17 protein-coding genes are annotated in these 20573 nt (G+C 70.6%); 11 read left to right on the forward strand and 6 right to left on the reverse strand.

Translation table 11 applies throughout. From position 1 onward, the window contains the following. Window position 1 precedes the first annotated feature (1 nt). Complete coding sequence (locus tag IE262_RS10910) at window positions 2–1630, forward strand: N-acyl-D-amino-acid deacylase family protein (RefSeq protein ID WP_134029213.1); 1629 nt, start codon at window positions 2–4, stop codon at window positions 1628–1630. A gap of 36 nt (window positions 1631–1666) precedes the next feature. On the opposite strand, the gene IE262_RS10915 is transcribed toward IE262_RS10910, so the two are convergent. Together IE262_RS10915 and IE262_RS10920 are read right to left on the reverse strand one after the other, a co-directional pair. Further along, window positions 1667–2644 carry a trypsin-like serine peptidase gene (locus IE262_RS10915; RefSeq protein WP_134029211.1) on the reverse strand — a complete coding sequence of 326 codons (978 nt, stop codon included), beginning with the start codon at window positions 2642–2644 and terminating at the stop codon, window positions 1667–1669. 286 nt (window positions 2645–2930) lie between these two features. Next, complete coding sequence (locus IE262_RS10920) at window positions 2931–3722, reverse strand: hypothetical protein (RefSeq protein ID WP_189873155.1); 792 nt, start codon at window positions 3720–3722, stop codon at window positions 2931–2933. A 125-nt stretch (window positions 3723–3847) separates the two neighbouring features. Here IE262_RS10920 and IE262_RS10925 point away from each other — a divergent pair, with 125 nt between their 5' ends. After that, window positions 3848–5059, forward strand: a complete 1212-nt coding sequence (locus IE262_RS10925) for a pyridoxal phosphate-dependent aminotransferase (protein ID WP_189873157.1) — start codon at window positions 3848–3850, stop codon at window positions 5057–5059. Between the two features lie 56 nt (window positions 5060–5115). Here IE262_RS10925 and IE262_RS10930 read toward each other — a convergent pair whose 3' ends face one another. Further along, on the reverse strand, window positions 5116–6108 hold the full coding sequence (locus IE262_RS10930) for an RNA-guided endonuclease InsQ/TnpB family protein (RefSeq protein ID WP_189873160.1): 993 nt from the start codon (window positions 6106–6108) through the stop codon (window positions 5116–5118). A gap of 288 nt (window positions 6109–6396) precedes the next feature. Here IE262_RS10930 and IE262_RS10935 point away from each other — a divergent pair, with 288 nt between their 5' ends. Continuing rightward, window positions 6397–6819: an SCO4983 family protein gene (locus IE262_RS10935; protein ID WP_134029203.1), complete on the forward strand. Its 423-nt coding sequence runs from the start codon at window positions 6397–6399 to the stop codon at window positions 6817–6819. Window positions 6820–7013: 194 nt separating this feature from the next. Here the strand turns inward: IE262_RS10935 and IE262_RS10940 are convergent, their stop codons facing one another. Continuing rightward, complete coding sequence (locus IE262_RS10940) at window positions 7014–7541, reverse strand: DinB family protein (protein ID WP_189873162.1); 528 nt, start codon at window positions 7539–7541, stop codon at window positions 7014–7016. Between the two features lie 284 nt (window positions 7542–7825). Between IE262_RS10940 and IE262_RS10945 the strand changes: the two genes are divergently transcribed. From IE262_RS10945 to IE262_RS10960, 4 genes are read left to right on the forward strand one after another with little or no spacing between them, the layout of a single operon-like run. Further along, a complete protein-coding gene (locus tag IE262_RS10945) occupies window positions 7826–8899 on the forward strand; it encodes a substrate-binding domain-containing protein (RefSeq protein ID WP_189873164.1) in 1074 nt (357 codons plus the stop codon). 15 nt (window positions 8900–8914) lie between these two features. Then, a complete protein-coding gene (locus IE262_RS10950; RefSeq protein WP_134029197.1) occupies window positions 8915–10105 on the forward strand; it encodes a toxic anion resistance protein in 1191 nt (396 codons plus the stop codon). Beyond that, a complete protein-coding gene (locus tag IE262_RS10955) occupies window positions 10102–11700 on the forward strand; it encodes a substrate-binding and vWA domain-containing protein (protein WP_189873166.1) in 1599 nt (532 codons plus the stop codon). The genes IE262_RS10950 and IE262_RS10955 overlap by 4 nt, the downstream gene beginning before the upstream one ends. Continuing rightward, window positions 11687–12298, forward strand: coding sequence for a hypothetical protein (locus IE262_RS10960; protein WP_189873168.1), 612 nt, complete (start codon window positions 11687–11689; stop codon window positions 12296–12298). The genes IE262_RS10955 and IE262_RS10960 overlap by 14 nt, the downstream gene beginning before the upstream one ends. A gap of 141 nt (window positions 12299–12439) precedes the next feature. Here the strand turns inward: IE262_RS10960 and IE262_RS10965 are convergent, their stop codons facing one another. After that, entirely contained in the window at window positions 12440–14275 is a 1836-nt protein-coding gene (locus tag IE262_RS10965; protein WP_189873170.1) for a phosphoenolpyruvate carboxykinase (GTP), read from the reverse strand. Between the two features lie 327 nt (window positions 14276–14602). On the opposite strand from IE262_RS10965, the gene trhA reads away from it, so the two are divergent. The 4 genes from trhA (at window position 14603) to IE262_RS10985 (ending at window position 18444) form a co-directional block, all read left to right on the forward strand. Beyond that, window positions 14603–15316 carry a PAQR family membrane homeostasis protein TrhA gene (trhA, locus tag IE262_RS10970; protein WP_134029189.1) on the forward strand — a complete coding sequence of 238 codons (714 nt, stop codon included), beginning with the start codon at window positions 14603–14605 and terminating at the stop codon, window positions 15314–15316. Window positions 15317–15446: 130 nt separating this feature from the next. After that, window positions 15447–17030, forward strand: a complete 1584-nt coding sequence (locus IE262_RS10975; RefSeq protein ID WP_189873173.1) for an MFS transporter — start codon at window positions 15447–15449, stop codon at window positions 17028–17030. 5 nt (window positions 17031–17035) lie between these two features. Next, entirely contained in the window at window positions 17036–17722 is a 687-nt protein-coding gene (locus IE262_RS10980; protein WP_189873175.1) for a TetR/AcrR family transcriptional regulator, read from the forward strand. After that, window positions 17719–18444: a Mut7-C RNAse domain-containing protein gene (locus IE262_RS10985; RefSeq protein WP_189873177.1), complete on the forward strand. Its 726-nt coding sequence runs from the start codon at window positions 17719–17721 to the stop codon at window positions 18442–18444. The genes IE262_RS10980 and IE262_RS10985 overlap by 4 nt, the downstream gene beginning before the upstream one ends. A gap of 22 nt (window positions 18445–18466) precedes the next feature. Here IE262_RS10985 and IE262_RS10990 read toward each other — a convergent pair whose 3' ends face one another. Continuing rightward, on the reverse strand, window positions 18467–20500 hold the full coding sequence (locus tag IE262_RS10990) for a thioredoxin domain-containing protein (protein WP_189873179.1): 2034 nt from the start codon (window positions 20498–20500) through the stop codon (window positions 18467–18469). Window positions 20501–20573: the final 73 nt, after the last annotated feature.

Consider the following 20573-nt stretch of genomic DNA (forward strand, 5'->3'; position numbering starts at 1 on the left):
CGTGGAAGACCTCGTCATCCGTGACGTGGACGTGGTGGACGGCACCGGCGGCCCCTCGTACCGCGCCGATGTGGTCGTCGACGGCGGCCGGATCGTCTCGATCGTGCAGGAGGCCGCCGCGGCCGGGTGCCAACGCCCGCGTGCGACCCGGGAGCTGGACGCCGAGGGCCTGGTGCTCTCCCCCGGGTTCGTCGACATGCACGCCCACAGCGACCTGGCCCTGCTGCGGGACCCCGACCACAGTGCGAAGGTCGCGCAGGGGGTCACGCTCGAAGTGATCGGTCAGGACGGGCTGTCGTACGCACCGGTCGACGACCGCACCCTCGCCGAGGTCCGCAGGGCCATCACCGGCTGGAACGGGCACGGCGACGACATCGACTTCACCTGGCGCTCCGTCGGCGCGTACCTGGACCGCCTCGACCACGGCTTCGACGGCGAGGGCATCGCGGTCAACGCCGCGTACCTGATCCCGCAGGGCACCGTGCGGATGCTGGCCATGGGCTGGGAGGACCGCGAGCCGACACCCGCAGAACTCGACCGGATGCGGCGGCTGGTGGCCGACGGGATGCGGGAGGGCGCCGTCGGGATGTCGTCCGGGCTGACGTACACGCCCGGCATGTACGCGAAGGACGCCGAACTCACCGAGCTGTGCCGGGTGGTCGGCGAGCACGGCGGCTACTACTGCCCGCACCACCGGTCGTACGGCGCCGGGGCGCTTCAGGCGTACGAGGAGATGGTCGCCCTCACGCGGGAGGCGGGCTGTCCGCTCCATCTCGCCCACGCCACCATGAACTTCGGGGTGAACAAGGGCCGGGCCGCCGAGCTGCTGTCCCTGCTGGACGACGCGCTGGCCGACGGCGCCGACATCACCCTCGACACCTACCCCTACACCCCTGGCTGCACGACTCTCGTGGCCATGCTGCCCAGTTGGGCGAGTGAGGGCGGCCCGGAGGCGATCCTCGCGCGGCTGGAGGACGAGGACACCGCCGAGCGCATCCGGCACCACATGGAGGTCGTGGGCGCCGACGGCTGCCACGGCGTCCCCATCGAGTGGGACACGATCGAGATCTCGGGGGTGACGGACCCGGCTCTCGCGTCGTACGTCGGCAGGACCGTCCAGCAGTCCGCCGACGAGCACGGCGAGGCGCCCTGGACCACCGCCCGCCGGCTTCTCCTCGCCGACCGGCTCGGCTCGACGATCCTCCAGCACGTGGGCCACGAGGAGAACGTCCGGACGATCATGCGGCACCGTGTCCACACCGGCGGCTCCGACGGCATCCTGCAAGGCGCCAAGCCCCATCCGCGTGCGTACGGGACGTTTCCGCAGTATCTCGGCCGGTATGTACGGGAGTTGGGGGTGCTGTCGCTGGAGGAGTGCGTCGCGCACCTCACCTCGCGGCCCGCGGCCCGGCTCGGGCTCGCCGACCGGGGGCTGGTGCGCGAGGGGTACCGCGCCGACCTGGTGCTGTTCGACCCGGACACGGTGGCCGCCGGGTCCACGTTCGCCTCGCCGCGGACGCTTCCCGTCGGTATCCCGTACGTCCTCGTCGACGGCCGGTTCGCGATCGAGGACGGCCGCCGCACGGACGTGCTCGCGGGGCGGGCGGTGCGCCGGGCCCGGGATCGGTGAGACCGGTGACCGCCCGCCCGTACGGCTGGGTGGCGCCTACGGCTTGGGCAGGACGCAGCCGCTGCGGCTCAGGTCGAGCTTGTTGCCGACGCCGAAGCAGGCGGGTATCTGGTAGGTCTCCTGGGCGTAGTTGATGCCCTGGCGGACGGTCACGTTGCCGCTCGCGTCGACCTCACAGGGGTTGTTGACGGTGCAGCGCTCGCCGTCCTCGTTGCCCGTGTTGTTGACGGCGACCACCTTGCCGGTGGCGTCGTCGACGACGGGCGAGCCGGAGGTGCCGCCGATGGTGTTGCACGCGGAGGTGTAACGGACCGAGTCCTTCCAGGTCCAGTCACCCTCCTTCAGGCGGTACGCGAACCCGTCGACGTTGCAGCTGTAGATCCGCTTCCAGTAGCCGGAGACGACGCTGATGGCGGTGCCGGCGGTGGGGTGCGTGTCGTTGAGGGTGAGCGCGTCGATGCCGTACGAGCTCTTGATCTGCGCATAGGTGCTCGTGAGCTGGTACAGCGCGACGTCCGTGTCCGTCATCGTGCCGTACGAGAGCTTGCTCGCGCGGAGCGTGGCGACGCGGGTGCCCGCGGAGTTGAGCAGGCCGAAGGTGCGGCTGGACGCCTGGTCGACGATGACCTGGCCGGCCGCCGGGAACCCGGACTCCAGACAGTGGCCGTTGGTCATCACGAGCGCCGGGTCGTTGTCCGCGGAAGCGGGCATCCGGACGACGGAGCCGGAGCAGTTGCTGAGCGAGACGGTGCCGGCGAAGTTGACGGCCTGGGCCGACGGCTGGGTGATCCGGCCCACCGTCGCCGTGGCGGACGTGACCAGGTCGTTGACGGTGGACGTGATCGTGTCCTTGTCCGCGACCGCGACCTTGCCCACGGAGGCCGGGGCGGCCTGGGAGGGCTGGGTGGCCCGGTCGGCCGGGTCAGCCGCGGGCGCGCCGGCGGCGACCGCGGGTGCCGCGCCCGCCCCGGCCAGCGCCAGGGCGAAGACTGCGGCGACGAGAGGTTTTCTCATGCGGGGGGTCCCCTCTTACGACGTGTGACGACATGGTGACGGAGACGGAAGGGCTCCGATCACGGGTCTGTTTGTCATGCGCATTGTGAGGGGCGCCGGATGGGCGAGCAAGGAGGTGTTTCCGGACGCGCGACACCGCGAGAGGCCGCACAGCCGACCGCCCCTGGATCATGATCGGGGCAACTGGCCCCTGCGTTCCCCCACTTGGGCCCTTCTTGGGCCCCTTGCCGCAAGGACTCCACCTGATCTCCTCATGAGGGCGGATTGCGCAACGGATCGAGCGGGACTACTTCGGCCCCTTGGTCCAGCCCTGCCCACGGCCCGGGTTGTTGCCGGAGTTGCCTCTGCTGGGCCCGGCCGTGGTGGCGGAGGCGGCCGGGGCCGAGGGCGTCCGGGTGGCGGGCGTGGGGGCGTCCGAGCCGGAGCCGTCGGGGGAAGCGCTCGCCGACGTACCGTCCGAGGACCTGGTCGACGCGTCGTCCGCCGCACCCGAGGACGCGCCGGACGACGGGGCCGCCGTCTCACCGGGCGGACCGCCCGTGCCGGGGCTCTCGGCGGCCGGGACGGACTCCGGCACCGTCGAGGGCTTCCGGTCGCCGTGCTCCGAGGAACCGGAGCCGAACATCCCGGCCACCGTGGCGGTGACGACCACAAGGACGGCACCGACGCCACCGGCGACCAGAACCCCACGCCGCCCGATCCACCCCGCGGCCGTACCGGTATGCCTCGCGCTCCGAGGCCGACGACGCCCCTCCCCCTCCTTCCGCCTCCCCTGCCGTCTCCCCTTCCGTCTTCGGCGCCCACCCCCGCCGACACCGTCCCCGCCGTACCCGGCCTCCCCGGCCGCGCGCTCGGCCGCACCCTCCCCGTCCCCGGCGGGTTCCACGACAGGATCCATCCGCATCGTGTCGTCGTACGCGTTCTGCCAGCCGTGCGCGGCGGCCGGATCCGCGTACGCCTCGTAGGCGGGCGCCGCGCCGGCGTCGCCGTGCGGGTGATACACGTTCGGGGGATCGTTCAGGCCGTCCGGCGCATCCACGCCGGGTGCCGGGTCATCGCGCTGAGGGTGGCTGAACATGGGCGGGGATTGTAGAGACTTCCGGGATGCGTGAGACAGCTGAGGCGCATATGGGTTCATAGCGGTCGTCTCACGTGGTGGAAAACACGCCGCAGGAGGCGTTACCGGGCCGTAAGCTCACCGACATGCAGGTGATCCAGTCGACCAAGCTCGCCAACGTCTGTTACGAGATCCGGGGCCCGGTGCTCCAGGAGGCGATGCGGCTTGAGGCGGCGGGACACCGCATCCTCAAGCTCAACACCGGGAATCCGGCCGCCTTCGGCTTCGAGTGTCCGCCCGAGATCCTGGAGGACATCCTCCGCAACGTGTCGTCGGCCCACGGGTACGGCGACGCGAAGGGCCTGCTCGCCGCGCGCCGGGCGGTGGTCATGCACAACCAGACGCTCGGCATAGAGACGGACGTCGAGCACGTCTTCATCGGCAACGGCGTGTCCGAGCTGATCGTCATGGCGATGCAGGGCCTGCTGGACGACGGCGACGAGGTCCTCGTACCGGCCCCGGACTACCCGCTGTGGACGGCCGCGGTCTCACTGTCGGGCGGCACCGCGGTGCACTACCGCTGCGACGAGCAGTCCGACTGGATGCCCGACCTCGCCGACGTGGAGCGGAAGGTCACCGACCGCACCAAGGCGATCGTCATCATCAACCCGAACAACCCGACGGGCGCGGTGTACGACGAGACGGTGATCCGCGGCCTCACGGACATCGCGCGCCGCCACAACCTGCTGGTCTGCTCGGACGAGATCTACGACAAGATCCTCTACGACGGCGCCACGCACCGCCCGACGGCTTCGATCGCGCCCGACCTGCTGACACTCACCTTCAACGGCATGTCGAAGGCGTACCGGGTCGCGGGCTACCGCGTGGGCTGGCTGGCGATCTCCGGCCCGCGGGCGCACGCCGACTCGTACATCGAGGGCCTGACCATCCTGGCGAACATGCGGCTGTGCGCGAACATGCCGGGCCAGCACGGGGTGGTCGCCGCGCTGAGCGGCCGCCAGACGATCAACGACCTCGTGCTGCCGGGCGGGCGGCTGAAGGAGCAGCGGGACGTGGCGTACGACCTGCTGACGCAGATCCCGGGCGTGACGTGCGTGAAACCGAAGGGCGCGCTGTATCTCTTCCCGCGGCTCGACCCGAAGGTGTTCAAGATCAAGGACGACCGCCGGATGGTCCTGGACCTGTTGCGCCGCGAGAAGATCATGGTCGTCCAGGGCACGGGCTTCAACTGGACGGAGCCCGATCACTTCCGGGTGGTGACGCTGCCGACGGTGGCGGACCTGACGTCGGCGATCACACGGATCGGGCACTTCCTGGACGGTTACAGCCAGCCTTGACATGCTCCTCGGGCTGACGCCTGAGGATTCTGGCCTTCTCGATCGTTGCTGTGCCGCTACCCGGCACGGGGTCCGGTCGGGAGTCCGTGGCTTCCTGTTTCTTCGCGCTGTGCCGGGATTGCTCCTGGTCGTACCGGCGCTCCGCAGGCCGATACCGCCAGTCCGGCGGCCGTCTTCACGTTGATCGCGGCGGTGGTGTCCCGGTCGTGGACGGTGCCGCAGGCGGTACAGGTCCATTCCCGGACGTCCAGGGGTTTGGGTCCGTCCTTGACGCCGCAGGTGGAGCAGGTCTGGGAGGTCGGCTCGAACCGGCCGATCTTGACCAGGGTGCGGCCGTACCGTTCTGCTTTGTACGCCAGCATGCTGATGAACGATGCCCATCCGGCGTCGAGCACGGACTTGGCCGGCTTCGTGCGGGCCAGTCCCGCCACCGACAGGTCCTCCACGGCGATCCCTTGGTTCCCGGAGATCAGCTTCGTGGAGAGCTGGTGGTGGAACTCACGGCGTGCGTCAGCAACTTTGGCGTGGGCGCGGGCGACCTTGAGGCGAGCCTTCGCGCGGTTCTTCGATCCCTTCCGCTTGCGGGACAGCTCCTGCTGGGCCTTCTTCAGCTTCTTCTCCGCGCGCCGCAGGAAGCGCGGGGAGTCGATCTTCGTGCCGTCGGAGAGGACGGCGAAGTGGGTGAGGCCGAGATCGATGCCGAGGGTGCGGTCGGTTTCGGGCATCCGGGTCGCGTCGGCGGCGGGGTCGCTGTCGATGACGAAGGAGGCGAAGAAGTTGCGGTACGCGGTCTCGGCGTCCCGCAGGGACTGCTGGAGCACCACCGCGGAGACCTCACCCAGCCAGGACCGTTCCGGCGTCCGTTTCGCTTCCGTGATCAGGCTGGTGGACAGCTGCCCGGCCGTCGGGAACGGCTGCCCGGCCTCACGGGCGACCTCGCGAGCACGCACGGCGTCGTTGAACACGACACGTGCGCACCCGAACGCCCGGGCCAGCGCGGCCTGCTGAGCGGCGTCGGGGTACAACCTGAAGGCGTACCGGAGCTGCATGACGATCACACTAGGCAAGTCGAACCCACGTCGTCACCGGGAACATGTGGACGATCCGTCACCGTCACGAAGCGGGGTCCGGCTCCGCCGGAACGAGACCGCGACGCTCCGCGTCGCAGCCACAAGATTCGCTTCACCCCCGGCCTGAAGGCCGGAGCACTGCGAATGATGTCCGGTAGCACCGCGCTCGTCCTCGAAGCAGGCGAAGACCTTCAAGCTTTCGGACTGCACTCAACTTTAGACGAAATCTAAGCTAGGCTGGGTGAACGAGAGCTTGGAGGCCATCCCATGTACGAACCGATCCGCACCAAGTCGGTCCACACGATGGCCGGCACCACCCCCGACTTCCCGCACCGTTCCCGTGAGGAGGAGCTGGACATCCAGCTCGCGGGCCATCTCGCGGCGCTGCTCACCGTGACGGACGAGCTCCGCGCCCTGGCTCCCTCCGACGACCTGGACGTGGCCGCGGAGCGGCTGGCCGGGCAGGTGGCCCGGCTGCGGGGAGGACGGCCGCCCGTGCGGTCGTCGGCGCCCGCCGCCCACGACGCGCACACCGCGGCGCTCCACCGGCGGGCACACGCCCTCGCGGGCCGCGCGCTGGTCGTCGCCGCCTCCCGCGCCGACACGGCGGCGGCGATCCTCGCGGCCGAACGCATGGACGCGCACACCGCGGCACTGACCGACCAACGCGAACTGAGCACCACCGGCTGACGCCCTGGCCGTCCCCCTTCCGGGGGGGCTGCCGCCCCGGACTCCCGTCGGCATGACAGGGTGTCAGCGGCGGCGCTTGGCTGCTACCGCCCCGGTGCAGGTCTCCCGCGTCAGGTCTCCCGCGTCAGGTCTCCCGCGTCAGGTCTTCCGGACCGATGCCGAGTCCGGCGAGCGCCGCGCGGACGCCGCTCAGGTCACGACTTCGAGGCTGCCCGGATCAGCCGCAGCTGCCCGATCTCAGCGACGTTCTTCATCAGCTCGGCGTTCAGCCAGGCGACCATGTGTCCGATGGTGTTGTCCGGCGGGGTCTGCCACGGCAGTGCGGAGGCGGCGTCCAGGTCGGCGTCGGTGAGTTTGTCCAGGACCGCCAGCCACTGAGTACAAAGGTCCTGGAGCCATGCGACGGCTGCCGGTCCGCTGCCGGGCCAGGTGATGTCGGTACGCTCCTGAGGCGTACGCCCCTGTGCGTGATCGATGGTGGTGGTCCACCACCAGCCGATGTGCCAGCTCACCCAGCCGATGGTGGGGACGGGAACGGGGTCGGGCTCGGTGTCGGCCCAGTCCGGCAGCCAGTTTCCGGCAGCGTCCGGGCGCACGGTCCACGAGAGATCAGCGGGCTGCCACAGGAAGTCTTCGGGCGTGAGCCGCTCCACGTGGTACTCGAACAGTGACCAGGTCATGTCAAACTGCCAACGCAGCAGCTCGCAACGGGGGTTGCTCATCGTTCGATCCTCGCATGCCGCCCTGAAGGGCAGGCCTCACGACAACGCGGCGGAGCCGGCCCTCGGTGAAGCGCCGGGGCCCGTCACAACCCCGGCGCTCCATGGCGCAGTGCGTCGCCGCCGCCCCGACGCCCGCCCGCGAACCTCGCGTACCCCGCCCAGCCCGAAAACAATCGGCCACCGGCCGGAACGGGGTGCTCCGGTTGCATACCGGGATCGGCTCGTCACCCCGTGTTCATCAAGCCACACAGGGAACGTTGCCTTCCGCGAGCACGCTCCCGGGTGTGAGACGTATCGCAGGAATCGTCCTGGCGGTCCTGTTGCTCGGCGGTGTGGTGGTGGCCGTCGTGGCAGGACGCGAGGAGCAGGACACGGGCACGGCAACGAAGACCGTGCGGATGGTGATCGGATCGGAGAAGGCCGAGTTCTTCGCCGATCCGGACGTGGTGAAGGCCCTCGCCGCCAAGGGCTACACCGTGAAGGCCGAGACCTCCGGGTCCTGGGCCATGGAGGGGCTCGACCTCAAGGGGTACGACGTCGCCTTCCCGTCCAGCCAGGCGCCCGCCGCCGAGCTCGCGAAGAAGTACGGCGTGAAGCAGACCCTGACGCGCCCCTTCTACTCGCCCCTCGTCGTCGTGGCCCACCGCAACGCCGCCGAGGTGCTGGCCGCGAACGGGCTCGCCACCCTCGACGAGCATCGCGGCACGCTGAAGATGGACGCCTACCTCGACGCCGCCCGCGACGACCGGACCTGGCAGCAGCTCAGGGGCGCCGAGAAGTACGGGGAGCTGACCGGCACCCTCTACATCGCCAGCACCGACCCGGAGACCTCCAACTCCGGCGCCCTCTACCTCGCCGCCGCCTCCTACGTCGCGGCTGGCGGCCGGGTGGTGGCGAGTGACGCCGACGTCGCCCGCACGGCGCCCCTGATGCGGAAGCTCATCGGCGTCCAGGGTGCCCAGCAGTCCAGTACGGACGCGGCCTTCCGGGACTTCGTCAGCGGTGCCGGCAACCCGCTGGTCCTGGTCTACGAGTCGCAGGTCGCCGCACTCCTCGGCGACGGGCAGAGCCCCGGCGACCTCGTCGTCCTCTACCCGGACACCACCGTCAACAGCGACCACACGGTCGTACCCCTCACCGAGAACGGCCGCGCGCTCGGTGAACTCCTCGGCAGCGACCCGCGGTTGCGCGAGCTGGCCGTCCGGCACGGCTTCCGGCCGCAGGGCGCCGGCACCGAGTTCGCGTCGGCCGGAGCCGACCGCGGCACGTATCTCAACCAGCGACTGAGCGGTGTCCGGCAGGCGCCCGTGCCCACCTCCGCGGTGCTGCACGAACTGGCGCGCCGGGCCCGCGGATAACGGGGGAATCAGAAAATGACCACAGACAACAGCAGCGGCGGCAGCGACACCTTCACGCTCACACCGCCGGAGGCCGTCGCGCCCGTGCCCCGGGAGAAGGCCGGCGGGCTCGTGCCCGTCGACGACGGGGTCCGTACGGACATGGAGCGCAAGGCCGCCGAGTACGTGCGGGGGCTCGCCGCTCTCGACGCCCGTTCGCCCGAGTTCGCGGGCAAGGTCGGCGAGATCACCGCCCTGGGTGCCGGTGAGATACGGACCGCGGCGGCGCAGTCCAACCGCATGCTGGAGCGCACCGTCCGCTCCCTGCCGTCCAAGGGCGAGGACGCCCAGTCCCAGGTCGCGGGCTCGCTCGTGGAACTGCGCCGGGTGGTGGAGGACCTGGACCCGCGTGACCTGCCGGCCGCGAAGGGACGCCGGTTCCTCTCCCGGCTGCCCGGCGGCAACAAGCTGCGCGATCACGTCGCCAAGTACGCCTCGGCGCAGGGCACGTTGAACAGGATCGTGGGCTCATTGCGTGGCGGGCAGGACGAACTCCGGCGCGACAACGCCGCGTTGCAGACGGAGCGGGTCCGCCTCTGGGAGAACATGGGCAAGCTCCAGGAGTACGTCGTGCTCACCGAGGCCCTGGACACGGCCGTCGAGCAGCACATCGCGGGCGTGGAGGCGACGGACCCCGCGCTGGCCGACGCCCTGCGCGCCGACGTGCTCTTCCCTGTCCGGCAGAAGCACCAGGACCTGCTCACCCAGCTCGCCGTCTGCGCCCAGGGCTATCTGGCCATGGACGTCGTGCGGCGCAACAACGACGAGCTGATCAAGGGGGTCGACCGGGCCGCCACAACCACGGTCTCGGCGCTGCGGATCTCCGTGATGCTCGCCTCCGCGCTCGACAACCAGCGCAAGGTCGTCGACCAGGTGAACGCCCTGCGCGGCACGACCGAGGACCTGATCCGCGGGAACGCCGAGATGCTCGCCACCCAGAGCGGCGAGATCCAGCGCATCGCCGCCGACCCGGCCGTGGGCGCGGAGACCCTGCGCTCCGCCTTCCAGCAGATCTACCGCACCCTCGACGCCATCGACACCTACAAGGTGCAGGCCACCGAGACGATGGCCGCCACCGTCGAGTCCCTCACCTCCGAACTCCAGCACGCCACGGCGTACCTGGAGCGCAGCCGCTCGCAGGGCGTGCTGGAGGGAGGGCTCGGATGACGCGCGGGACACGTCCGAGACGGCGTACGGCAGCGCTCGCTCTCGCTTTCGCTTCGGTGGCGGTCCTGCTCACCGCCTGCACGGCCGAGGAGCAGACACCCGGCGACCCGGGCAAGCCGGTCCAGACCCCCGGCGACCCGGGCGAGCCCGTCCCCGGCACCCTCCGCGTCCTCGCCTCCAGCGAACTCGCCGACATGACAACCGTGTGGGCGCAGGTGGAGCGGGAGACCGGCATCAAGGTCCGCCCCACCTACACGGGCACCCTCGACGCGGTCGACCTGCTCGCCGAAGGCAGGGCCAAGGGGAAGTTCGACGCCCTCTGGCTCTCCTCCAACGACTATCTGCGTCTGCGTCCCGAGGCGGCGCGGCAGATCGTGTCCGAGACTCCGGTGATGTCCAGCCCGGTCGCGATCGGCGTGAAGCCGGGGACGGTACGGGAGTTGGGGTGGAAGCCGGACGACGTCACCTGGTCCGACATCGACGAGGCGGTCACCGGGGGGAAGCTGACGTACGGCATGACGGACCCCTCCCGCTCCAACTCCGGCTTCTCCACGCTCATTTCGGTGGCGTCGGGCCTGTCCGGAGCCCAGTCCGCGCTCACCGACGCGGACGTGGAGAAGGCCACGCCGAAGTTGAAGGAGTTCTTCAAGGGGCAGCAGCTGACGTCGGGGTCGTCGGGCTGGCTGGCTCAGGCGTACGACCGGCGCGGTGACGTCGACGCGCTGCTCAACTACGAGTCCGTGCTGAAGGCCCGCAAGGACCTGACGGTGATCCGCCCGCGTGACGGGGTGGTCACCGCCGACTACCCGCTCTCCTCGCTCGCGTCCACGGGCCAGGAGGTACGCGACGATGTCCGCCGTCTCACCGAGGCCCTGCGCACTCCGACGATCCAGCGGCTGATCACCGACAGCACCATGCGCCGCCCGGTCGTCGCCTCCGTCGCGCCCGCGGCCGGACTCGACAGCGGCAGACGGCGCGAACTGCCCTTCCCGGGCAGCCGTTCCGTCGCCGACGGGCTCCTCGACGCGTACGACAACGAGCTGCGCCGCCCCTCCCGGACCGTGTACGTCCTGGACACCTCGGGCTCCATGAAGGGCGACCGCCTCGACCGGCTGAAGACCGCGCTCACCGAGCTGACCAGCGAGTTCCGGGACCGTGAGGAGGTGACGCTGATGCCGTTCGGGTCGGAGGTGAAGTCCGTGCGCACCCATGTCGTACGGCCCGAGGACCCGCGGGCCGGGCTCGACGGCATCCGTGCGGACACCCGGCGGCTCAGTGCCTCCGGCGACACCGCGATCTACACGTCGCTTCAGGAGGCGTACGAGCGCCTCGGCGCCGTCGACCGGGACACGTTCACGTCGGTCGTGCTGATGACGGACGGCGAGAACACGGCGGGCGCGGGCCCGGAGGACTTCGACGGCTTCTACGCCCGGCTCACCGGCCACCAGCGGGACATCCCCGTCTTCCCCATCCTCTTCGGCGACTCCGACCGGGCGGAACTGGAGCACATCGCCGACCTGACCGGCGGCCGTCTCTTCGACGCCCGGCGGGGCTCGCTGGACGGCGCCTTCGAGGAGATCCGTGGCTACCAGTAAGTTCCTCGGATATCTCAGGTATGTCGAGTCCCGCAAGAACCTCACCGGCAGCGCCCTCGGGCTCGTCGGGCTCGGACTGACCTTCACCGGGGTCGCGGGCGCGTACTGGCCGGTCGTGGTCGCCGGTCTGTACGGCGCGGGCGCCCTGATCGCCCCGCCCGAACGCCCGGCCGTGCCGGACTTCCCGGACCCGTCCGCCCAGCTCGACGAGGTGCGGGCCGACTTCGGCCGGCTCCGCGACTATCTGGCGGGCGTCGAACTGCCGCCCGCCGCGTCCGGCCGTCTCACCGAGCTGACCGACCTGCTCACGGCCCTTCTCGACCCCGGCTGGGCCGCCGAGGTCCTCGCGCAGGACCCGGAGGGCATGCACGCCCTGTCCAGGGCCGTGCGGCAGGACGTGCCCGAGGCGGTCGACACCTTCGTACGGACCCGGTGGTGGACCCGGCTGTCCCCGGGGACGGATCCGCCCGAGCATCACCTGGAGCGCCAGCTCGCCGCGCTGCACGAGGAGTGCGCGAGGCTGGCGGCCGCGCTGCGGGACACCGAGGCGCGGCGGCAGGAGTCGCACACGCGCTATCTGGAGGGCCGGTCGGGGTAGCCATCCCTTCCCTGGGGGCTGGCCGCCGAAAACGGGGCCCGGGGCGGAGCCCCGGTGGGGTCGAAGGGGCGGAGCCCCTGGGGATGGGACGGGTAGGGGCGGCGGGGGCGAGAAAACGCCGGCGCCGCCCCGCACCGGGCGTCAGCCCAGGCGCTGCACCAGCGCGTGGTACTCGTCCCACAGCTCCTTGGGCGTGTGATCGCCGAAGGTGTTGAGGTGATCGGGAACCAGCCCGGCCTCCTCGCGCCACACCTCCTTGTCGACGGTGAGGAGGAAGTCCAGGTCCGCGTCGGACAGGTCGAGTCCGTTCGTGTCGAGGGCCTCCTTCGTCGGCAGGATGCCGATCGGGGTCTCGACGCCCTCGGCCCGGCCGTCCAGCCGGTCCACGATCCACTTCAGGACGCGGCTGTTCTCACCGAAGCCCGGCCAGACGAACGTGCCCTCGTCGTTCTTCCGGAACCAGTTGACGTAGTAGATCTTCGGCAGCGCGGCCGGGTCCTTGCCCTTGGCGACGTCGACCCAGTGGCCCATGTAGTCGCCCATGTTGTAGCCGCAGAACGGGAGCATCGCGAAGGGGTCGCGCCGCAGCTCGCCGACCTTGCCCTCGGCCGCCGCGGTCTTCTCCGACGCCACGTTCGCGCCGAGGAACACACCGTGGTTCCAGTCGAAGGACTCCGTGACCAGGGGCACCGCCGTGGCGCGACGGCCACCGAAGAGGATCGCCGAGATCGGCACGCCCTTCGGGTCCTCCCACTCGGGCGCGATGATCGGGCACTGCGAGGCCGGGACGGTGAACCGGGCGTTGGGGTGGGCCGCCGGGGCGTCCGAGGACGGCGTCCAGTCGTTGCCCTTCCAGTCCGTGAGGTGCGCCGGGGTCTCCTCCGTCATGCCCTCCCACCAGATGTCGTTGTCATCGGTGAGCGCGACGTTCGTGAAGACCGAGTTGCCCCACAGCGTCTTCATCGCGTTGGCGTTGGTGTGTTCGCCGGTGCCGGGCGCGACCCCGAAGAAGCCCGCCTCGGGGTTGATGGCGTACAGACGCCCGTCCTCGCCGAACCGCATCCAGGCGATGTCGTCGCCGATCGTCTCGACCGTCCAGCCGGAGATCGTCGGCTCCAGCATGGCGAGGTTCGTCTTGCCGCACGCCGAGGGGAAGGCCGCGGCCACGTACTTCGGCTCGCCGCTGGGCGGGGTGAGCTTGAGGATCAGCATGTGCTCGGCCAGCCAGCCCTCGTCCCGCGCCATCACGGAGGCGATGCGCAGGGCGTAGCACTTCTTGCCGAGGAGCGCGTTGCCGCCGTAGCCGGAGCCGTACGACCAGATCTCGCGGGTCTCGGGGAAGTGCGAGATGTACTTGGTGGTGTTGCACGGCCAGGGCACGTCCGCCTGGCCCGGCTCCAGCGGGGCCCCGAGCGTGTGCACGGCACGCACGAAGAAGCCCTCGGAGCCCAGCTCGTCCAGCACCGGCTGTCCCATACGGGTCATGGTGCGCATGGACACCGCCACGTACGCGGAGTCGGTGATCTCGACGCCGATCGCGGAGAGGGGCGAGCCCAGCGGGCCCATGCAGAACGGCACGACGTACATCGTCCGCCCCCGCATCGAGCCCCGGAAGATGCCGCCGTTCCCGTCCCTGCCCTGGAAGATCTCCCGCATCTCGGCGGGGGCCTTCCAGTGGTTGGTCGGGCCGGCGTCCTGCTCGCGCTCGGAGCAGATGAACGTACGGTCCTCGACCCGGGCGACATCGGTCGGGTCGGAGGCCGCGTAGTAGGAGTTGGGGCGCTTGATCGGGTCGAGCCTCTTGAAGGTGCCCTTTTCGACAAGCTCCGCACAGAGCCGGTCGTATTCGGCTTCGGATCCGTCACACCAGACCACGTTGTCCGGTTGCGTCAGTTCGGCTATCTCGTTCACCCACGAGACCAGTTCCTGATGGCTGGTGGGGACGGTATTCGGGGGAGCCGCGATGTCGCGCGCCACGATTGCTCCTAAAACGAGGGATTTTTTGGGTGCCCCTTGGGGGCCGCGGCCCGGATGCTTCACGGTGGGGACCCGCTTGGCGCTCATCCGGTGCCGACCGCACTCATTTGATCATCCGACGCATCCGCGCATATGTCCAGTGGACCTCACAACTGAGCGACGTGAGCATCACCACTTGGTAGAATTCGCCCACCTGGTTTCGACGCGTCACGGGTACTTCACCGCGGGTATCCCGAATGCGGGACGCCATGAGAGCATCGCCACTCTTTGACGCCCAACCGGTCAGACTGATACGCCACTTACGACTGCGTAGGTACGATGCCGGACATGACTGCGTCCGCCTCCGACGCGCCCACGGACACACCGGTCGCCGACCGCGGTCCTGCCGCGCTCTCCCCGTCGCATCCCATCAAGCCGAGACTCCGCGGCTGGCTGCACGCGGGAATGTTCCCGGCCGTGATCGTCGCCGGTCTGGTGCTCACCGCGCTCGCGAGCTCGACGCGCGGACGCATCGCCTGCGGCATCTACGTCCTGACGGCCTGCCTGCTCTTCGGGGTCAGCGCGCTGTACCACAGGGGCGACTGGAGCCCCCGCATGGACGCCGTCCTGCGCCGCCTGGACCACGCGAACATCTTCCTGATCATCGCGGGCACCTACACACCGCTGACCATGCTGCTCCTGCCCGGCGCCAAGGGGCAGTGGCTGCTGTGGGGCATCTGGGGTGCCGCGCTGGCGGGCATCGTCTTCCGCGTGTTCTGGATCGGGGCCCCACGCTGGCTCTACACCCCCTGCTACATCGCGATGGGCTGGGCCGCCGTCTTCTTCCTCCCCGACTTCCTGCACACCGGGGGCATCGCCGTCCTCGTCCTGGTGGTCGTCGGCGGCCTCCTCTACAGCGCGGGAGGCGTGATCTACGGCATCAAGCGCCCGAACCCGTCACCGCGCTGGTTCGGCTTCCACGAGGTCTTCCACTCCTTCACCCTCGCGGCGTTCGTCGTGCACTACGTCGGCATCTCACTGGTGGCCTATCAGCACGCCTGACCCTCAGACCCCTCCCGGAACAGCCCCTCTCCAGTGGCCGCGGCTTCGAAGCCGCGGCCATTTCGCATGCCTGGCGCCAGCCACAGGCACGCATTGACACTCGCCACCTTTTGAGAGTTACTCTCATTTCATGCCTACTGTCACTCACGCAGCGGACCAGCGCCGTGATCCCCGTCGCTGGTGGGCCCTCGGCGCCCTGGTCGCGAGCATGCTCGTGCTCGGCTTCGACATGACGATCCTGAACGTGGCGCTCCCGACGATGGCCGGACAGCTGGGGGCGAGTACCGGCGAACTCCAGTGGATCGTGGACGCGTACATCGTGGTGTTCGCGGCGCTGATGCTGCCCGCCGGACTGCTCGGCGACCGCTTCGGGCGGCGCAGGATGCTGATCGCGGGGCTCGGCGTGTTCCTCGCCGGCGCCCTGTGCGGCACCCTCGTCGACACGCCAGGACCGGTCATCGCCGCCCGCGCCGTGATGGGGGTGGGCGCCGCGCTGGTGATCCCGCTCGGACTGTCCGTGCTGCCGTCGATGTTCGCCCCCGAGGAACGCGGCAAGGCGGTCGCCGCCGTCACAGCCTCGATGGCCGCGGGCATGCCGCTCGGGCCCCTCGTCGGCGGAGTGCTGCTCGACCACTACTGGTGGGGCTCGATCTTCCTGATCAACGTGCCGATGGTCGCGATCGGCATCACCGCCTGCGTCTTCCTGCTCCCCGAGTCACGCGACCCCTCCTCGCCCAAGGTCGACGTACTGTCCACCGCGTCCAGCGCCCTCGGCCTCGGCGCACTGGTCTTCGGCATCATCGAGGCACCCGGGCGCGGCTGGGGCAGCCCTGAGGTCATCGGTTCCTTCGCGCTGTCCGCGGTGCTGCTCGCCGCCCTCGTCGTACGGGAGCGGCGCGCCGTACGGCCCATGCTCGACATCCGGCTCCTCGGGCACCGGGGCTTCCTGTTCAACACCCTGGCCGCGACGCTCGGCACGTTCGTCTTCTCCGGTCTGCTGTTCATGCTGCCCACCTACCTTCAGGAGGTCGGCGGCACCGACGCGTTCGGCACCGGGCTGCGGCTGCTGCCGATGATGGGCGGCCTGATGGTGTCCGCGCGGCTGAGCACACTCCTGGTGGGGCGCGCGGGCCCCCGCCCGGTCGTCACCGCGGGGCTGGCCGTGCTGTGCTTCGCCGCGCTGCTCGGCTCGCGCACCGAGACCGGCAGCGGCTACGGGTTCACCGCGCTGTGGCTGACGATCGCGGGCGTGGGCTTCGGTCTCGCGATGGTGCCCGCGATGGACGCCGCGCTCGGCGGTATCCCCGCCGAGGAGGCGGGCAGCGGTTCCGGTCTGCTGATGACGCTGCGCCAGGTGGGCGGCGCGATCGGCATCGCGCTGCTCGGCAGCCTGGTCGCCGGGACCTACGGCGACCGCGTCGACACCGCCCGCCTCCCCGCCGAGGCGGCCGACGCGGCACGCGCCTCACTGACCGGGGCCCACGCGGTCGCCGAACAGCTCGGACTGCCGGCCCTCGCCCGCTCCGCCGACACCGCGTACGTGGACGGCATGTCCGCGGTCCTCGTCGTCTGCGGCATCGCGGCCCTGGTGGCCGCCCTGCTGACGGCGGTACTGCTGCCCAACCAGCGACCGGGCGAAGCCCTCGAACCGGCCCCGGCGCCGGACGTCGAGACTCCGGATCTGGCTCCCCGGCAGGCCCATGGCCGACAATGAACAACATGACCACGGCACGAACCCCTGTTCCGGACACGGCCCGGCGGCTCCCGGAGGCGGAGCGCCGGCTGAGCCTGCGGGAGCGGAAGAAGCTCAAGACACGCACCGCGATCAGGGACGCCACCTACCGGCTCATCAAGGAACAGGGGTACGAGGCGACGACCGTCGAGCAGATCGCCGAGGAGGCCGAGGTCTCTCCCAGCACCGTCTTCCGGTACTTCCCCACCAAGGAGGACATCATCATCACGGACGAGTACGACGTCCTGGTGGAGGACCTGCTGCGGTCGCGCCCCGCGGACGAACCGGTGCTGGAGTCGGTGCGGTGGGCGATCCGGCAGTCGATGGCCATGCAGGTCGCCGACACTCCGGAGTACGCACAGGAGGAGATGAAGCTCCGCACCGGGCTGATGGTGTCGGTGCCCGCGGTGCGTTCCCGCGCCATGGAGAGCATGTCCGTCACGGGCCGCCTGCTGTGCCGGGTGCTCGCGGACCGCACCGGACGCGACCCGGACGACCTGGAGGTACGGGTCTACGCGATGGGGCTGATGTCCGCCCTCCTCGAAGCGGTGCTCTACTGGGCCGAACGCGACTACCAGGACGATGTGCTCGACCTGGTCGACCGCACCCTCAGCACCTTCAGCAACCTTGCCCGCCGGTCACCGGACGACGGCCATGACATCCTGACCGGGTGAACGGACCGGAGATCCACGTCGAGTTCGCCCCCGAGCTGGGACTCTTCCTCCCCCAGGGGCGACGCGAGGGCGCCTCGAAAGTCGTCACCGACGGCGTCTCGACGCTCGGCCACGTCATCGAGTCACTGGGCGTCCCCCTGACCGAGGTCGGCGCACTGATGGTCGACGGCCGTGAGGTACCGGTCTCCCACGTCCCCGGGCCGGGCGAGACGGTGGACGTACGGCCCGTCACCCGCCCCCAGCGTGTCCCCGGCGCCCCGCTCCGCTTCCTCCTCGACGTCCACCTCGGCACCCTCGCCCGCCGCCTGCGCCTCCTCGGCATCGACGCGGCCTACGAGTCCACCGACATCGGCGACCCCGCCCTCGCGGCGTGCTCCGCCGCCGAGCGACGGGTCATGCTCAGCCGGGACCGGGGGCTGCTGCGGCGCCGCGAACTGTGGGCCGGGGCGTTCGTGTACAGCACACGCCCGGATGAACAACTCCGGGACGTACTGGACCGGTTCGCACCCGAGCTGCGGCCCTGGACGCGGTGCACCGCCTGCAACGGACTCCTCAAGGAGGCGGCGAAGGACGACGTCGTGGACCAGTTGGAGGGCGGGACGCGGCGGTCGTACGACGTGTTCGCGCAGTGCGAGGAGTGCGGGCGGGCGTACTGGAAGGGCGCCCACCACGATCAGCTGGAGACGATCGTGGTGCGCGCCCTGGAGGAGTTCGGGAGCTGAGGCACCCCGCACCCCGGGGACCTCACCCGCCCAGCACCGCCCGGAGGCGGTCCGCGTCGGTCGTCGGGGCGTCGCAGGTGAAGTTGCGGCAGACGTACGCGGTCGGTTCGCCGCCGACGAGCGGACGGTCGGCCAGCAACGGCAGTTCGTCACTGTCCACAGTCCCCACGGCGACGACCGCGCCCGGCGCCGTACCGAGAAGTGCCGTGCGGTGCAGGGCTTTTGTGCCCGGATGGCCGGCGGCCGGACCCACGACGGCGACCTCCCGCGGCCCGTCGAGCAGCGCCTCGGCAGTGGCGAGACCCCACCCGATGAAGCGGGGCGCACGCGGTCCGAGGGCCTTCACCACGCCCAACGCCCGCTCGGCGGCGGTGCGATGGCGTTCGGAGCCGGTGTGGGCGGCATACCCGAGCAGGGCTCCGGCGGCCGCGCTCCACCCGGACGGGGTGGCGTTGTCGGTGGGGTCCTGGGGCCGCCGGATGAGCCGTTCGGCGTCGGCTGCCGTGTCGTACAGGGCGCCCGACTCCTCGTCGGTGAACGAGGTCAGCACATGGTCGAGCAGGAACCCGGCGAATGCGAGCCAGACGCCCTCTCCGGTGACCGAAGCGAGCGCGAGGAACCCCTCGGCGACATCCGCATAGTCCTCCAGCACGCCTGCGTTGCCCCCGACCTGCCCGTCCTTGCTGGTCCGGGAGAGCCGCGCGTGGTCGTCCAGATGCACCCGTACGAGGAGATCGGCGGCGGCGACGGCGGCCTCGACCAGATCCGGGCGCTCGAAGTACGCGCCGGTCTCGGCGAGCGCGGCGACGGCGAGCCCGTTCCAGGCGGCGACCACCTTGTCGTCGCGGCCGGGAGCGGGGCGCGTGGAGCGCGCGTCGAACAGCCGCCGCCTGATGGACTCGACGCGCTCGGCGTCGAACACCCCCTCGTGCTGCGGAAGCTGGAGCACGGACTGCCCGTGCTCGAAGGTGCCCTCCTCGGTGACGCCGAAGTAGTGCGCGGCGAGCTGCGCGTCGTCGTCCCCGAGGACCTCGGCGAGCCGGTCCGGGGTCCACACGTAGTAGGCGCCCTCGACATGCCTGCCGCTGCCGTCCTCACTGTCGGCGTCGAGCGCGGAGGCGAACCCGCCCTCGTTCGTCCGCAGCTCGCGCACCATGAAGTCGGCGGTCTCCAGGGCGACCCGGCGGGCGAGCTCGGAGCCGGTGGCGCGCCAGAGATGGGCGTACACGCGGCAGAGCAGCGCATTGTCGTAGAGCATCTTCTCGAAGTGGGGCACCACCCAGTCCCGGTCGACCGAGTACCGCGCGAACCCGCCCCCGAGCTGGTCGTAGATGCCACCGCGCGCCATGCGCTCGCAGGTGTCCTGCGCCATCTGCAGGGCACCCTCGGAGCCGGTCCGGGCGTGGTGCCGCAGCAGGAACTCGATGACCATGGAAGGCGGGAACTTGGGCGCCCCGCCGAAGCCTCCGCGGGAGGCGTCGTACTCCCGGGTGAGCCCCAGCAGCGCCTGCGCGATCTCCTCCTCGCCCGGCACGTCCATGGCGCCGTACTTCAGCTCCCGCGCGGCCAGGTCCCGCACGATCCTCCCGGCGACCTCGGCGACCTCGTCCCTCCGGTCCGCCCAGGCGGCCCGTACGCCTTCCAGGACCTGCCGGAAGGACGGCATGCCGTGGCGGGGGGCGGGCGGGAAGTAGGTCCCGAAGTAGAAGGGCTCGGCGTCGGGCGTGAGGAACACGGTCATGGGCCAGCCGCCCTGCCCGGTGGCGGCCTGCACGGCCTCCATGTAGACGGCGTCGACGTCGGGGCGCTCTTCCCGGTCGACCTTGATGTTCACGAAGTGCGTGTTGAGGTACTCGGCGGTCCCGGTGTCCTCGAACGACTCGTGCGCCATGACATGGCACCAGTGACACGAGCTGTACCCGACGCTGAGCAGCACGGGCACGCCCCGCCGCCGCGCCTCCTCGAACGCCTCGGCCGACCAGGGCCACCAGTCGACGGGGTTCTCGGCGTGCTGGAGGAGATAGGGGGACGTCTCGTGGGCCAGTCGGTTCGCCATGGGTTCCATCATTCCCCAGTACCCCGCCCGCGTTTTCGCGCCCTCTCGCCTCCGCGCTCCTTCCACAGCACAC

This window comes from Streptomyces bluensis (assembly GCF_014650715.1).
Classification (GTDB): domain Bacteria; phylum Actinomycetota; class Actinomycetes; order Streptomycetales; family Streptomycetaceae; genus Streptomyces; species Streptomyces bluensis.